The sequence below is a fragment of the Pedobacter zeaxanthinifaciens genome (assembly GCF_003313335.1).
In the GTDB taxonomy this organism is placed as follows: domain Bacteria; phylum Bacteroidota; class Bacteroidia; order Sphingobacteriales; family Sphingobacteriaceae; genus Pedobacter; species Pedobacter zeaxanthinifaciens.
On record NZ_QMHP01000002.1, the window covers coordinates 376,585 to 391,103 of the forward strand.

Annotated in this window: 21 protein-coding genes; 13 read left to right on the forward strand and 8 right to left on the reverse strand. The window is 37.7% G+C overall.

Annotation, left to right across the window (positions count from 1 at the left end):
* The first annotated feature begins 38 nt into the window (after positions 1-38).
* Positions 39-404, forward strand: a complete 366-nt coding sequence (locus DUT68_RS04200) for a response regulator (RefSeq protein WP_113636041.1) — start codon at positions 39-41, stop codon at positions 402-404.
* A 79-nt stretch (positions 405-483) separates the two neighbouring features.
* On the opposite strand, the gene DUT68_RS04205 is transcribed toward DUT68_RS04200, so the two are convergent.
* From DUT68_RS04205 to DUT68_RS04215, 3 genes are all read right to left on the reverse strand, one after another.
* A complete protein-coding gene (locus DUT68_RS04205) occupies positions 484-1,566 on the reverse strand; it encodes a sensor histidine kinase (protein WP_306419600.1) in 1,083 nt (360 codons plus the stop codon).
* On the reverse strand, positions 1,567-2,262 hold the full coding sequence (locus DUT68_RS04210; RefSeq protein ID WP_113636044.1) for a LytR/AlgR family response regulator transcription factor: 696 nt from the start codon (positions 2,260-2,262) through the stop codon (positions 1,567-1,569). It abuts the gene before it with no gap.
* Between the two features lie 393 nt (positions 2,263-2,655).
* Positions 2,656-3,300, reverse strand: coding sequence for a 1-acyl-sn-glycerol-3-phosphate acyltransferase (locus DUT68_RS04215; RefSeq protein WP_113636046.1), 645 nt, complete (start codon positions 3,298-3,300; stop codon positions 2,656-2,658).
* 228 nt (positions 3,301-3,528) lie between these two features.
* Between DUT68_RS04215 and DUT68_RS04220 the strand changes: the two genes are divergently transcribed.
* Positions 3,529-4,476, forward strand: a complete 948-nt coding sequence (locus DUT68_RS04220) for a YheT family hydrolase (RefSeq protein WP_113636047.1) — start codon at positions 3,529-3,531, stop codon at positions 4,474-4,476.
* A gap of 198 nt (positions 4,477-4,674) precedes the next feature.
* On the opposite strand, the gene DUT68_RS04225 is transcribed toward DUT68_RS04220, so the two are convergent.
* The 3 genes from DUT68_RS04225 to DUT68_RS04235 all read right to left on the reverse strand — a co-directional run bounded on the left by DUT68_RS04225 (position 4,675) and on the right by DUT68_RS04235 (position 7,255).
* Positions 4,675-5,676 carry an NADP-dependent oxidoreductase gene (locus DUT68_RS04225; protein ID WP_113636049.1) on the reverse strand — a complete coding sequence of 334 codons (1,002 nt, stop codon included), beginning with the start codon at positions 5,674-5,676 and terminating at the stop codon, positions 4,675-4,677.
* A gap of 2 nt (positions 5,677-5,678) precedes the next feature.
* Positions 5,679-6,452 carry an SDR family oxidoreductase gene (locus DUT68_RS04230; RefSeq protein ID WP_113636051.1) on the reverse strand — a complete coding sequence of 258 codons (774 nt, stop codon included), beginning with the start codon at positions 6,450-6,452 and terminating at the stop codon, positions 5,679-5,681.
* A 62-nt stretch (positions 6,453-6,514) separates the two neighbouring features.
* On the reverse strand, positions 6,515-7,255 hold the full coding sequence (locus DUT68_RS04235) for an SDR family oxidoreductase (RefSeq protein ID WP_113636053.1): 741 nt from the start codon (positions 7,253-7,255) through the stop codon (positions 6,515-6,517).
* A gap of 119 nt (positions 7,256-7,374) precedes the next feature.
* Between DUT68_RS04235 and DUT68_RS04240 the strand changes: the two genes are divergently transcribed.
* Positions 7,375-7,791: a winged helix-turn-helix transcriptional regulator gene (locus DUT68_RS04240; protein WP_113636055.1), complete on the forward strand. Its 417-nt coding sequence runs from the start codon at positions 7,375-7,377 to the stop codon at positions 7,789-7,791.
* A 314-nt stretch (positions 7,792-8,105) separates the two neighbouring features.
* Here DUT68_RS04240 and DUT68_RS04245 read toward each other — a convergent pair whose 3' ends face one another.
* Together DUT68_RS04245 and DUT68_RS04250 are read right to left on the reverse strand one after the other, a co-directional pair.
* Complete coding sequence (locus DUT68_RS04245; protein ID WP_113636056.1) at positions 8,106-8,345, reverse strand: hypothetical protein; 240 nt, start codon at positions 8,343-8,345, stop codon at positions 8,106-8,108.
* Positions 8,346-8,432: 87 nt separating this feature from the next.
* A complete protein-coding gene (locus DUT68_RS04250; RefSeq protein ID WP_113636058.1) occupies positions 8,433-8,771 on the reverse strand; it encodes a helix-turn-helix domain-containing protein in 339 nt (112 codons plus the stop codon).
* A 205-nt stretch (positions 8,772-8,976) separates the two neighbouring features.
* Here DUT68_RS04250 and DUT68_RS04255 point away from each other — a divergent pair, with 205 nt between their 5' ends.
* The 10 genes from DUT68_RS04255 (at position 8,977) to DUT68_RS04295 (ending at position 14,518) form a co-directional block, all read left to right on the forward strand.
* Entirely contained in the window at positions 8,977-9,324 is a 348-nt protein-coding gene (locus DUT68_RS04255; RefSeq protein ID WP_113636059.1) for a hypothetical protein, read from the forward strand.
* A 27-nt stretch (positions 9,325-9,351) separates the two neighbouring features.
* Positions 9,352-9,609 (forward strand): hypothetical protein, encoded by a 258-nt coding sequence (locus tag DUT68_RS04260; protein ID WP_113636061.1) that lies wholly within the window; start codon positions 9,352-9,354, stop codon positions 9,607-9,609.
* Positions 9,606-9,800, forward strand: coding sequence for a hypothetical protein (locus tag DUT68_RS04265; RefSeq protein ID WP_113636062.1), 195 nt, complete (start codon positions 9,606-9,608; stop codon positions 9,798-9,800). The genes DUT68_RS04260 and DUT68_RS04265 overlap by 4 nt, the downstream gene beginning before the upstream one ends.
* Positions 9,801-9,930: 130 nt before the next feature.
* Positions 9,931-10,140: a hypothetical protein gene (locus DUT68_RS04270; protein ID WP_157960765.1), complete on the forward strand. Its 210-nt coding sequence runs from the start codon at positions 9,931-9,933 to the stop codon at positions 10,138-10,140.
* A 12-nt stretch (positions 10,141-10,152) separates the two neighbouring features.
* Positions 10,153-10,326, forward strand: coding sequence for a hypothetical protein (locus DUT68_RS18280; protein ID WP_157960766.1), 174 nt, complete (start codon positions 10,153-10,155; stop codon positions 10,324-10,326).
* Positions 10,323-11,099 (forward strand): DNA adenine methylase, encoded by a 777-nt coding sequence (locus tag DUT68_RS04275; RefSeq protein ID WP_113636066.1) that lies wholly within the window; start codon positions 10,323-10,325, stop codon positions 11,097-11,099. Before DUT68_RS18280 ends, DUT68_RS04275 begins: the two co-directional genes overlap by 4 nt.
* Entirely contained in the window at positions 11,089-11,355 is a 267-nt protein-coding gene (locus DUT68_RS04280) for a hypothetical protein (protein WP_113636067.1), read from the forward strand. Before DUT68_RS04275 ends, DUT68_RS04280 begins: the two co-directional genes overlap by 11 nt.
* Positions 11,356-11,357: 2 nt before the next feature.
* A complete protein-coding gene (locus DUT68_RS04285) occupies positions 11,358-11,747 on the forward strand; it encodes a hypothetical protein (protein ID WP_113636069.1) in 390 nt (129 codons plus the stop codon).
* A 136-nt stretch (positions 11,748-11,883) separates the two neighbouring features.
* Positions 11,884-12,126: a hypothetical protein gene (locus tag DUT68_RS04290; protein WP_157960767.1), complete on the forward strand. Its 243-nt coding sequence runs from the start codon at positions 11,884-11,886 to the stop codon at positions 12,124-12,126.
* Positions 12,119-14,518 (forward strand): primase-helicase family protein, encoded by a 2,400-nt coding sequence (locus tag DUT68_RS04295; RefSeq protein ID WP_113636072.1) that lies wholly within the window; start codon positions 12,119-12,121, stop codon positions 14,516-14,518. The genes DUT68_RS04290 and DUT68_RS04295 overlap by 8 nt, the downstream gene beginning before the upstream one ends.
* Position 14,519 lies beyond the last annotated feature (1 nt).

Below are 14,519 nucleotides of genomic sequence, written 5' to 3' on the forward strand. Positions count from 1 at the left end.
TTGTGTTTATAAATAACACAGTAACATGAGTTAAAGTAATGGATAAGATCAAGGTTTTATTAGTTGAAGATGATATGGCAATTGGTTTACATATTCGTAACTTTCTTACAAAAAACTCGTGTGAGGTATACCTAGCTCAAGATGGGGAAGAAGCTATTGAGAAGTACCTAAAGCAGCAAGATAAATTTGATGCGATTGTAACAGATATTTTGATGCCTAAGTTAAACGGACTTGAATTATTGATGTACGTGAGGAACGAAGGCTTAAAGGATATGAGAATCATTGGAATGACTTCAGGTTTTTCAAGCTACCTTAGCTCCCTATCCTCCGAAAAATTTGATTTCCTGCTCAATAAACCCATAGATCTCGATTATTTATTGCAGTTAGTTAGAAAGGAAGAATAACAGGATATCTCCCCAGTCTGCTGTGTTTAACGGAAGCTAATATTGTTGCTCCCGCTTAATTTTAAAAGCGATGTGTTTGTTATTTTGGGAAGCTAATTTTAAACGTACTTCCTTTATTAACTGAACTTTTGATGGTTATTTTGGCGTCAAGCATGGTAGCACACTCCTTAACTACCGATAATCCAATTCCAAAACCTGTGATCTCGGTATTTCTGTTCGAACGATAAAATTGGTCAAAAATTTTGTCTTTTTCCAAAGGATGAATGCCAATCCCGTTATCTTTAACTGAAACATCAACCTGCGATTTAGCAGGCTCTATAGTAATTTGTATTTTCGATTTTTCAGGCTTTGAATACTTTAAGCTGTTTTCAATAAGATTTTTAAAAATATGATGCAGCAATATCTTGTTCGAGTCAATTAATATTTTCGTCTCAGTACATTTTATACTTATTTTTTTCTGATCAGCTTCAGAAACACTTTCCTTTATCACTCCGTCAATAACGCTTACCAAATCCAGGCGTTCCAACACAACCATCTGCTGGTAGTTATTGTTTTTTTCGGTCAGAAGCAACTCATCAACCACACTATTCAAACGCTCAAGTTGTGTCTGCATTTTTTCTATATGGCGTTCTAAGCTAATTAGCTTGGCATGTTTATCTTCTTGCAGATAAATCGAAATCAATTCTAAACTGCTGGATATGGTAGCTAAAGGGCTCTTCATCTCGTGAGAGGCGATTGAGATCAGCTTCGACTTATGCTCATTCAATGATTTTTCCTTTTTCAGTGCTCTTTCCAGCTCCTTTCTAAGGCTTTCCCTTACATCCACATCTCTTAAAATGGCCAAGTAGCATTCGATGTCGCCATTTGAGTAAACGGGCTTAATCAATGATTCTAGCATTCGCTTTTCATCTTTATGCTTGTACTGGTAGCCTAAAACTTGAGGTTCGCCAATGCGTAAAGGTTCGCTAATGGCGAAAATAAATTCCACTTTTTTACCAACCACTTCAAAAAGTTCGTAGCCCAATAATCGTTTCACCGAAGGGGAAATGTAAATAATGGAAAATTGCTTATCAAACAGAATGATAAGGTCTTTTAAATGACTAGTAATTAGCTCAAATAACTTGGCTGATTCAATAATGTTAGAGTTGATAGGGCGTAGTATTTAGTTGCTGAATAATTCTTTAAGCGACTTGTAGTAACCTCTTCTAACAGGTACAATATTGTCGTTTATTTTAACTCCTTTACTATTGAAAGAAGAAATGTGATCTACGTTTACTAAGTATGATTTATGTACTCTCAAAAATTTATTTGAAGGCAATTGTTCCTCAACGTTTTTCAATATTGCCCTAATCAGATAACTTTTTTTAGCAGTGATAATTTTGGTGTAAAGGCCATCGGCTTCTGCAATCAAAATGTTCCTGAATTCGATGGGGATAAGATAACCTTTGTCCCTAACGTGTAACGTATCTTTGCCGCTGCTTGTAGGTGCTATAAATTTATCGTTTAGCGCCAAAAATATAGTGGTTTTTAATATCTGCCTATTGAAAGGTTTAATAATATAGCCACTATGTTTAATGGTTTTTACTTGCTGTAATATCTGGTCATCAGAATAGGCCGAGCAAAATACAATAGGCACATCAAAATTTGAGGTAATAGCTTTACCCAGTTCAATGCCTGTATCTTCCCCTTTAAGTAAAATATCGATGATAACAAGGTCTACCGAATTGTCATTTAGGAATGTTAGACAAGTCTTGCTTTCATTAAAAATAGCAGACACTTGGTATCCTAAAATCGTAACTAACTCTGCTATGTTATTGGCTAATTCGGTATCATCTTCAACAATGACAATCTTTCGCATGATCTAACGTCTTTCGCATAAAAAAAATAGTGTATCGGCATAGATAAGAGTATGGCAAAATTACGGCATTTATTGAAGTTTAATCGGGAATTATTGTAAAAAATCCATTAAAATGAATAAAATTGATAATAAAGTGCTGTTTTTCTTTTACTTGTAATTGAAAATATTTTTTAAAAGACAAAATCTGTTTCGTTGTACTCGGTTTAATCTTTATCTGTTTAGCTTTTATTGAAAATATTATTATACGAAGTGTACGCTCTCTGAGTATCTAAACGAATAAATTGTAGATGGATTTGAATTTAAATAGCATCCTCTTACCGTCCTCCAAGAATAGTTGGCGGATTGGTAAGGCGCCAGGATGTATGGCGCTTAAGCTAACGCAAGGGCGTATCCTTATTTATCAATTACTTTTGCCGGCGGATTATACAAATGCTGCTGTTTCTTTTTACACTCGGCATAAAATTGATTGTAAGCTTCTTCCATTTTTTCAACTTTTTGCTCACCATGATACTCAGCAAGATATACTCTAGCTATAGGTTTAAAGCTTTCTAAATAATCAAGTAACGTTATTCCAAAAAATACTTGATAAGGCGTGGTTTTTGTTTTTTTAAAGATATAATCTAATCCGCTTTCGAAATGTACACGGTTTAAGTGCATAGAATATAATCCGCCCTGCGGATAAATGCCCAACATCACCTTTGGGTTATGTAGTAATTTGGCCGCATAATCTAACGACTCAATCATATTTCTCGACTTTTTACTTATCGAAAAACATCCAACATATTTTAATATAGGAAATGCTTTGAGTTGTTCCTCTATCACCACCGCTTTTAACTCTTTCTTCAAAATCTTTCGGCAAATGCGATGTAAAATTGCCGAGTCATTGTAACTGTAATGGTTCATCAACATTACACAAGAATGGTCGGTTTTAACTTTGAGTTCACCAATAAATTTTAGAGAGGCAAAATGACGCAAAATCCATCCTTCGGCAAAATTTGCGAACCACTTTACAAATATATTGGGTTTATCTTTAATCATAACTAATGGTCAATTGTAGTGCAATATCTTAGTTTTTTCACTAATTAGTGCCCAAAATAATGATGATTAAAACATTTTTTTTAAAAATCTTTTAAAATTACCTGTAAAAAGCAAGTTTTACTAAATGTACGGATTGAAAGGTTAGGATAATATCCAATCTATTTAATTATTAATCAGAAAATTTATCTTTACAGCATAAGCTAAACACAACCATTTATCCCATTACGAATGCCTGTCCTGCAATCAAACTATCGTCCTCCAGCATACCTTTTTAATGGGCATCTGCAAACTATAGCTCCTGTTTTTGGTGTAAAACGAAATAACTCACTTTACACAACAGAGAAGTTAGAATTGCCAGATGGAGATTTTTTGGAACTTGATTGGGTACGCGGTGGTAATGATCAACTAATGATCCTTATTCACGGGTTAGAAGGTAATTCAAGAAGTCATTATGTGCAACAAATGGCTGAACATTTTAGCGCAATAGGCTGGGATATTTTGGTAATGCATGCTCGAAGTTGTGGGCGAGAAATGAACCGTTTGCCGGTGCTTTATCATGGTGGATCAACCAATGACATAGCCGTTTTAATTAAAGAATACGCTCAAAAATATAACTCAATTGTACTTACGGGATTTTCTTTAGGCGGCAACATGGCTTTAAATTTTGTTGCCAGACACGCTACTCCCCAAAACCTTAAAGCTGTAGCAGCTTTTTCTGCACCATGCGATTTAAAAACCTCAGAGCAGAAAATAGATAGATTTACCAACCGAATTTATGCCAATAAATTTTTACTTAAATTAAAGGCTAAAGTGCGCAAACTGGAAAATCTACATCCAGGGATATTTGACATCAAGACATTGGATGAGATCAAATCTGTACAAGCATTTTCTGCAAATTTTACTGCTCCTTTTTCTGGATTTAAATCTTTAGATGATTTCTACTTGTCGGGAAGTAGTTTAAACTCCCTATCAGAAGTCCGCATGCCAACCTTAATTGTAAATGCGCAAAATGATCCCTTTTTATCCAAGCCATGTTTTCCAATAGAATTGGCCAAAAAATCTGATCATTTATTTCTTGACATGCCTAAACAAGGCGGTCATACCGCATTTCCCATTACAAAAACTAAATCTTGGATGCCAGAGAGATTAGAGCAATTTTTGGAGAATATCTTGTGATAAGCCTTTTGGTTGCATTATACTTTCTGAACTGAACTAAATGGATTTGATTAGGAACAAAAAAAGCAGCTCTTTTCAGAACTGCTTTAAAACTTGGGGTCATTGGCGGTGCGTAATTCAAACCATTTAGTGGACGAATTGATTGAAATTGGGGGTCGAAGATTTAAAGAAGCCAAAATTTGATAAAAGTGAATAGCTTTAATTAATTTTCAACACTACTTTCCCTTTCGCTCTTCCGCTCTCCACGTATTTCATTGCATCATTGGTTCGACTGAAAGGAAAAACTTTATCAATTACCGGTTTTATAATTCCTGCTTCAATTAATTTGGTAATCTCCCAAAGCTGCTGCCCGCTGGCTTTCATAAAAAGAAAATCGTAACTGATATTTTGTGCTTTAGCCTTTTTTCTAACTTTACTGCTCAGCAATCCAACAATAATTTTCACGAACCAAGGCAATTGAAGTTCATCCGCAAACTCGGGTGTGGGCGGTCCGGAAATAGAGGTGATTTTACCGCCCGATTTTACTATTTCAAAAGATTTATTTAAAGTTTTGGCATCCTGACTGTTCAGCACAAAATCATAATCATGAAGCATATCTTCAAACTGCTGTTTTTTGTAGTCGATGAGTACATCTGAACCCAAACTTTTCAGAAAATCAAAACTTTTTTCGCTGGCTGTAGTTGCAACCGTCAGTCCAAGATGTTTCGCAAGCTGGATGGCAAAAGTTCCTACACCGCCAGATCCTGCCTGAATAAAAACCTTATCACCTTTTTTAAGGTTTACATTTTCTACTAACGCCTGCCACGCTGTCAATCCCACTAACGGAATAGACGCTGCCTCTTCCATAGTAAGGTTTTTTGGTTTTAATGCCACATCTTCCTCATTCATGGCAATCTGTTCTGCAAAAGTTCCGAATCTGTAATCTGCAGGTCTTGCGTAAATGGCATCGCCTTTTTTAAATTTTGTAACTTTTGACCCTACTTTGGTAACAATTCCCGCCACGTCGTGACCTAAAATAAGAGGTGTTTTATATTTTAGAAACATTTTGAACTCACCATCTTTGATCTTGGAATCCAGAAGATTGACGCTGGCCGCATGAATTTCCACCAAAACCTGATTGTCTTTAATAACTGGATCCGGCATTTCGCTCAGTTGCAATTCGCCTCCTTTCTTGTAATTTTTGATGATAAATGCTTTCATATTTAATGAGTTGTTTTGATGTTTTGATGAGATGTTTTTGGATTCACCAGACTGAATGCTAATTTCGGGAAAAACCGGTGCAGGAAATACATAATTTTGCTGTCACCTACCCGAATGGTGTACTGGTTTTTTTCTAAACCTGAAATTAATCCTTTCACCAATTGTTCAGGAGTTAATTTCTTTCCTGTTCTGGACGCTGTCATTTCTGTATCCACAACGGGTGGAAGTAATTCAAAAATTTTGAGGTCACTGCCAATAATTCTGAGATGTTCCCGCAAAGCTTTGGTGTAAAATGCAAGAGCTGTTTTGGTAGCAGAATAGGTAGCTTCTACCAGAGATGGAACATAGCTGAGAATTGAAGTAGTTTTGATGATGGCCGCTTCTTTCCGGGATTTTAGCATTTCCATAAAAAGATTGTTGAGGCGGATAATCCCGATATAGTTGACCTCCATTTCGTACGTTGCACCTTCAATATGTTTGTCGTTGGCTATTCCCAAATTGATCGGAGGGATGCCCACGCCGGCGTTATTGTAAAGAATATCGATTCCGCCAAGGGCTGATACTTTCTCAAAAAGTTTTTGAGCATCATCTGCATCGGAGACGTCACTCTGAATAGTAATCAGATCCGGAAACTGTTTTTTTGCGACAGTTAATTTGTCCTGATTTCTCCCCGTAATGATCACTTTTGCACCTTTTTCCAGAAACTGTCTGGCAGCTTCTAATCCTATTCCTGATGCGCCACCGGTAATCAGAATGGTTTTTCCCTGAATTTTCATTGCAATAATTTTTTGATAAGAAGCCACTTTGAAAATTAAATAAGGAGTGGCTTTTCAATCGGTTAAGAATTGGCTTCCTGGGCAGCTAATTTTGCCATTGCCTTACCTACGGCAGCAGCATATTTTTTCACCTCACCTACAGGAATATCAAACTGATTCTTTACCAACCCCATGAATAATTCCTCTGCCACTTCTGATGCAGGAATTCCATTAGAACCGCCTATTTCGGCAGAAAATTCGGTGTTAACTGTTGGTGGGTACAGTTCGTAAATCTGAACATTTTTCTGATCTTCATACGTGTATCTCAACGCTACAGTGTAGCTGTGTAATGCTGCTTTGGTGGCGCAGTAGGTTGGTAGAAACTTGTGACTTCCGTAAACGGCTAGAGAAGAAACATTCACTACAGCGGCAGCCTCTTTTTGCAAAAGGTGCGGCATCATCAATTCTGTGAAATGAATAATAGCGATGTAGTTGACATTCATCTCCGTCATTGCTTTTTCGTGTGCATTGGCTGTTTCGCTCAATAAATAGGCAAAGGCTGCTCCGGCGTTGTTGATAATCACATTCACCTCAGGATGATTGTTTTTCAATTCCTCTGCCACACGAATTCTATCTGCTTCTACAGCAAAATCTCCCTGAATTCCTACAGCGCCCGGAAGTTCTTTCAAGGCATTGTCCAGACGTTCCTGATTTCTTCCGTTGATGATGATGTGGTTGCCTTCAGCGATTAATTTTTTAGCGATGGCTAAGCCAATTCCGGCGCTTCCTCCGGTGATGAATATAGTATTTCCTGTTGTTTTCATTTTTTCTGTTGTTTAAAATTCCTCGTATATAAAATTTAATTGCTTAAATTTGCTTGCGTTTTGCAAGTACAAATATAAAAACAACTTTCAATTTGCAAGTAGTTTTAAAAATTATTTTTATGAAGGATATAAAAAAGCGATCAGACTGCCCCATTAGCAACTCGCTAGATGTTTGGGGAGACAAATGGTCATTACTTATTGTTAGAGATCTTATGTTTGCCAAAGAGTGTACTTATGGAGATTTTTTGAAGTCTGATGAAAAAATAGCAACAAATATTCTGGCTTCAAGGTTACAGATGTTGGAAACAAATGGGATAATTACTAAACAAGATCATCCTGATAGCAAAGCCAAAGTTTTATATAAACTAACCCAAAAAGGAGTAGACCTGCTTCCTTTGATGATTGAAATAAATTTATGGGCTGATAAATACTTTACATTGCCAATGGAAAGAAAAGCAATCCTTGAAGAGGTAAAAAAAGACAAGGAAGGTTTTATTAGGGAAAAAACAATAGAGCTACTAAAAGATACCGACTAATTGAAAAGCATAAACGATTTTTTACTTCGGTTTAATTTAAAAACATCGAACTATAAAAAACGAAGAATACAAATCTATAACTCGCTCGTTAAAGTACTATTAAAAAAGTGAATTTATAACTTCCTAACTTTTGTCTGGTTAGGATGCCCATACAAGGTTCGAACGGAAACTGAGCCTCTATTGGCTTTATTCGACGAATTGAAAATTGTCTAAAAAAGAAAAAGCCTTTCATTATTTTGAAAGGCTTTTGGGTGGAATATGGGGTTTAATCCGTCCTTAATGTTTTTTCTGTTGTTATTCAATTGTTTAACAGGTTAACTTCGTAAATTTAGGTCGAGCCCATCGATTACGCCTTTTAACTCCTCTATCTGATTAGACAATTCTGAAAAATCACTGTATGCTCTACCATTATCATCGTAAGCTAAAAAAGAGTTTAACTTACTAGAGTGATCATCCATGGCAGTGGAATGTCTATCTAAAGAATTGCCCAAATCTTGAATGCTTGCTGATAATTGCAACAGTGCGTTTTCGAGTGCTTCAATTTTTTGTTCCATGTTGCTATTTTAAAAATCCGGTAATTTATTTGAAAATTTCATTTTAAGCAGATTTGATAATGTCAATCAGCTTTTCCCTCATATCTGCTATTTATTAATGCCAATTAAATTCAATACTTCACGCTCCTTAGCCGGATCGTTCAACTTAATTGTCACACTGATTTCGTAGCCGTTAGATTTTGAGTACTTAGGCAAAGGCTCATTAAATTCCTTTTCAGATTTATTAGTGTTATCAATAATTAAGTCGAAAATACTTACCTCTAAAAGATTAGCGATATCATGCAATCTATTTAGTGTTATATCCGACTTTCCACTTTCAATGTTGCTGTAAGCGGCTTGTTTAATCCCTAACTCATTTGCAATATATTCTTGGCTAAACCCCTTGCTCGCCCGAATCGACCTTATTAATGATGCCGTAGTAACCATTATGTAAAATTATAGCATTGATAATAAGTTAGTTATCATTAATAATATTATTTCATCATTTAAAATGTTGTTTTTATCATTTAAAATGATTGATATTTGTTTTAATAATATTGATTAAAATAATAAATCATTATTTATAGTTATCGGTAATTCAAATGTAATACCCAAAAAACTCAAGTGATACCCAAAAAATTGTATATAAAAAATGTTACAAGAAGATCAAAACAAATTTAGACCTGCTAAAAGGAGAAAGCAACCCAAGGTTGCATTAGAGGCTAAAAAACAAACAAAGAAAAATGCTCAAGCTGATGCACCGACTAACAGCATCAAAAGTATTTTGTTTGAGAGAGGATTTAAATCGGTAGTTCCTACTGACAGCGTGTTGCAAACGCTAGACATCACATTGCACAGGTTCAATAAAATACTGGACAATAAAACCGAATTAACCTTAACAGAAGCCAACAGTTTCGCTGAATGGTTAGGAGTTACCATCGAGGAACTAAGCCCGGCACAAAGTCAAAATTTGCCGTCAAAGTTCGGCCTTAAAAATTGACCTCCAACAACCTAAACAACAAATCACATGGCCTCCAAACTAAACATCATAGTTACCAACGCTAAAGAAGCGGAGGAAGCTGCTACTATCGTTATGGCTAAAATTGACAAGCTATTTCCGTTGCAAATCTCTTATGCCGTAAAAGCTGCAAACGCACACCGTGAATGCCAGTACAGATTTTATAAGTGCAAATTTCAGCAGATCGATAACCAAATCGTAGAGTTAAACCGAGCTCTTACTGAAATTGCCACATTTCTACCAATGCCGCAAAACTTCCCGTTATGACAGCGCACACCGATTACGAGCAAACCAAACAAAGGTATTTGGAGCTTGTGAACAAAAAAAAGGCATTGGAACAAGCCATAACAGCAAATGTAAATGACCAAGAAGCGCTAACCGCCCTACGAGCCGATTATAGAAAGGTGGTTGACGAACTGGAAACCATATACACCGAAAACATTAATTATTTCAATTAAATCATGGAAACCTTTCTAAAAAACAATCTCGGCAAAATCCTACTAGGTGGGTTCATTTTAGTGGCCGCAACAATTATCTACATCTGTTTACGCAATAATTAACGAAATGGAAAAGTATTATAAGCGCCTATTGACGTACTATAAAGTAAGTCCTAACGGAGATTATATTTCTGTAACTCCACTGATTTCACAAGTGACGGTAAGTGCCGGTAGTGACTTCCGAAAAACTGATACTGAAACGGAAATAACAGAAAGCGAGTTTAAAGCGGAAACAGAGCAAGCCTTATCCAAGTTTGGTGATGCTACTAGTTCTTTAATTTTTTATAAGCTCCTACTATAGATTAAATTAATTATGGCAGCTGAAAATAAAGTTTGGACTTGTATAATGACTACTACTCCGAACGGTAAAACCACAGAAAGTAGCGTTAAGGATATTTCAATTATTAATCAATATCCTAATGCGAAAATAACTTTAGAAACCTTAAACGGCAAAGCTTACCTCTTAATAAAAGTGTCTAAACCATGAAAAAACCATTTAAAACCTATAACGGTGGTAAGGCTGGTAACGGAACGTATCAGCAGATCATCAACCAAATACCGAAGCACAGAATCTATGTTGAGCCAATGGTAGGTAATGGCGGCGTACTGCACAACTTAAAGCTCCCATCGATCACAGTTATAAACGATCTTGACGGATCTGTTATTGAGAAATATGATGAAACATTATTTGCTACTGACTTAGTAAAGAGTAATTATTCTTACGAAGTTATTACAAATGTGTTTGACAGACAAAAAGACGTTTTCTTCTATTTCGATCCTCCATACCTATTTAGTACTCGTAAAAGCAAAAAGCCACTTTATAATTATGAGTGGACAGAAGCTGATCATGTAGAATTTTTAACCTTGGCCAATAGCATCAAAAGTAACTGTATGATATCACACTATCCCTGTGAATTGTACGATACCATGTTGGCCGGTTGGCGAACACACGACTTCCAAAGTATGACACGCAACGGCCTGCGTACCGAGCGTATCTACATGAACTATCCCGAACCCGAGATTTTACAGGATTATCGCTATACCGGTACAGATTACCGGGAGCGCCAAAGGATAAAACGAAAGGTAACCAGGCACATTAGTAAACTGGAAGCATTACCAAATGATGAACGAAACGCAATACTATCAGCTGTTATGGACAAATACGGCGCTACTGCAGTAACCCTAAATCCCGGCAACAACATCAAAAATGGCTGTGAGATCACAGCGCCAAAACTAACTATGATTGATCATGACAAATAAAGAGAAATTTTTAGCTGGCCAATGGTTTTCGGTTGACGATCCGTCAACGTATGCTTTTGAGTTATTTTCTTATTGTACAGCATCAAAGTGCATCCAAAACTATAAAAATGAATACGAGTGCGCATTTAAAATGACCGCTACCCGGATCAATTGCTTTAAAACCATTATGGGCAATAGACTTATAAGGTTCGCGGTCAAGTTTAGCGAAATGCACTTTGTAGAAACTGAAGAAGTCGACCATACTTTCGGATCATAGCCATGAAAACCATAAAATTCAACCTAAACTGGAACTGCAAACTTTACTGCAATGTATTTTCCACTTTACGCCCACGTGATGACGAAAAATACCAGCTTGACGAAGTTTACCAAATACTACTCAAAGGCAATGATATGGGCGAAGCAACGGCCGTAATGATCAAGCATTTCAAGCTATCGATGATGACCGAAGCAATCGCACTGATAGATACCGGTTATACCAAGCAAAGGGCTATAGAAATAATCGCAACGCTTTATCCAGATATCGAAAACATTGCCGATCATGAGTTTTCCTATATCCTTTTGGAACGCACAATTAAGGACAGTAACCACAACAACCAATACAATGAATTACAGCATAATCAAGCTGCTACTATTCCGCTACCCGGATGATTTCGCCAGCTCCGCCTTTTTGTGGATGGTAATTATAGCACTCGCAGCAAAAATATTGAGATAATAAAAAAGCGGCCGCACCATGGCCGGTGCAAGAATGGCCGCTTTAATTTTTCCAAACAAACTAACCAACGCTATGCAAATAGAAAGCCAAAAAACCCAATTGAAGTACCCCATTAAATTGAAGCTCTTACAAATGGATGGTACCTACAACGAAAACTTTTTAAAGATGTGCCTGCATGTTAAGATTTCGCCCACAACTGGCCGCCGATGGGAGGGCATTAGAAGTGGCGAACGTTTCAGCATTCCGGTAGATCAGTTTTATTTATTGGCCGAGTTTTTTAAATGCACACCTAACGAGTTATTGAACAATGGCTAAAAAAACAGACAAACGAGTACAACAGGCATATCTTAAAAACAGTACATTGCCTGCCGATCCTAACCAAGAACCGGAAATTAAAACCGATCCGCAAACGCCATATTTTAACAGTCGAATGGCAGATTTGGGAATTGATGATCCAAAACAGCAGAGCTTCGAGGTCTACCGTAAAAATTCGACAGGTAGCTTTTGGCAAAATATATTTGAGCCTAGCAGTAAGGACGATATCGTTATCAACTACCCGGCATTGCACGGACAGCAGGAAACATATTTGGAAGATGACGAGCGAAAACCGTTCTACCGCCTGCGCTTTAATCCCGATAGGCAAAAGGATGCCAAGTACATACAGCCGGCAAATTCGGGCGTACACCTTTTCTTTCCGCTCAATATCCTGGATAAGTTCGCAAAGGGCGAAAAAATAGAAACGCTTTATTTGGTTGAGGGAGAATTTAAGGCACAGGCCGCAAGCATGCACGGCATGGATATCATAGGTTTGGGCGGTAAGGATTTGTTTACCGATGGCGAAAACCAGCTGCACGGCGATATTTTGCAGATCGTAAACAAATGCGAGGTTGATAATTTGGTATTGCTTTATGATGCGGATATATTTTGCTTGAATTGGGACCAGGACGGTGAACCCGACAAAAATTTGGCCAAGCGGCCAACATCGTTTTATAAAGCGATAATGCGCTTTAGGGAACTGGCCAAAGGCCGTGTAAAGGATGCCTATTTTATGCACATTTCCGAGCGCCTATTGAACGATGCCAAAGGCCTGGATGATCTTCTACTTTTCAAGCGTGGAAAGGAAAAGGAGGTTATATCGGCGGCCAATAAATTGAGCGGTACAAAGAACTATTTTTTCGACTGTATCAACCTGAGTGCAGAAACACCGCACAAGATCAAGACATTTTTTAAGCTAACGCTTACAAAGGGCATCCCATCCGCATTTTATGCGCACCACGCTGGCGAAATTGACAAAATGGAGTTCAATTTCAATGGCTTCAAGTACCGCTATATTGACGATGAAGGCCTACAGATGGTAAAACATGCCGATAGTGCAAAGTTTATCCGTGTAGGATGCGATTATTTTAAGTTGATCCTTGTTCCAAACACCAATAAAGAGGGTGTTTTGGACACTAAGCGTGTACCGTGGAAAGTTGGGGAGATCACCAGGGACTTTGTACAGAAAGGCCACAAAAATTTCTTTGATCAGATTGAGCGTTTCGATGCCTTTTGCAACGTTCCTGATAACACAGGAGGTTATCAGCCGGTAATTTCCGGATGCTTCAACCTGTACAGTAAAATTGACCATTTGCCGGAGGCCGGTAGCTGGCCAACAATCGAAAAATATTTAAAGCACGTTTTCGGTACAAAGCAGCTCAATAGCGGCCACACCAATTTTGATTTGGCACTAGATTATTTAACGCTGATGTACCTAAAACCACGTCAAAAGCTGCCAATACTCGCATTGGTAAACCGCCGTAAGAACACCGGTAAAAGTACCTTCCTTTGGCTTTTAAAAGAGATATTCCAGGCAAACTGTACTTTCATAGGAAATGAGGAGCTAAAGGATCATTTAAACGATGACTGGGCGGATAAATTGGTTATAGGTATTGACGAGGGATTTATCGATAAGAAAAGCGTTCTGGAGCGCCTAAAATCAATGGCTACCAGTAGCACCATTAAACTGCGTGGTATGTATGCCGGCCGCCAGGAGATTGCATTTTTCGGAAAGTTCGTGCTTACTTCCAATGACGAGGACAACTTTGCGCCGATCGATAATGACGAGGTAAGGTTTTGGGTAAATAAAGTGCCGGTACTAACGGAGGATGATCCGGAACTATTGGATAAAATGATAGCGGAAATACCGGCATTTTTGGAACACCTGCAAACACGTACTATCCTGCATCCTAAAAAGACACGCTCATGGTTCGCCTTTGATCTGTTGGAAACCGAGGCGCTCAAAAATGTTAAGATGGCTTCCGGCTCATGGCTCGAGCTGGAATTAAGGGCTACTTTAAAGGAACTTTTCTTTGAATACCATTACCATACATTGGCCTACACAATCACGGAGCTAATGGATATCCTTAACAACTCCAAAGCTTCCATTAAGTTCAGAAAGGCAGATGTAGTTAAGCAGCTGGCCGACAAATTTGGAATTACCTCCAAAATGGGGCGCTATGAGTTTCCGAAGCATCCAAGGGAGCTAAATCCTAAAGATGTTTACGAGCCTAAACATATTGACAAGCATGGCCGTTGCCTGGTATTCAAGGTCGAGGACTTTTTGACATTGGACGAGCTTAAAACGGAGTTTTCGGAGTTCTTTAAACCGGAAGAAATCAATACTTATCGTGAAACTGCACTTGCAGCAGTAGAAAATGAAATAATGTAGG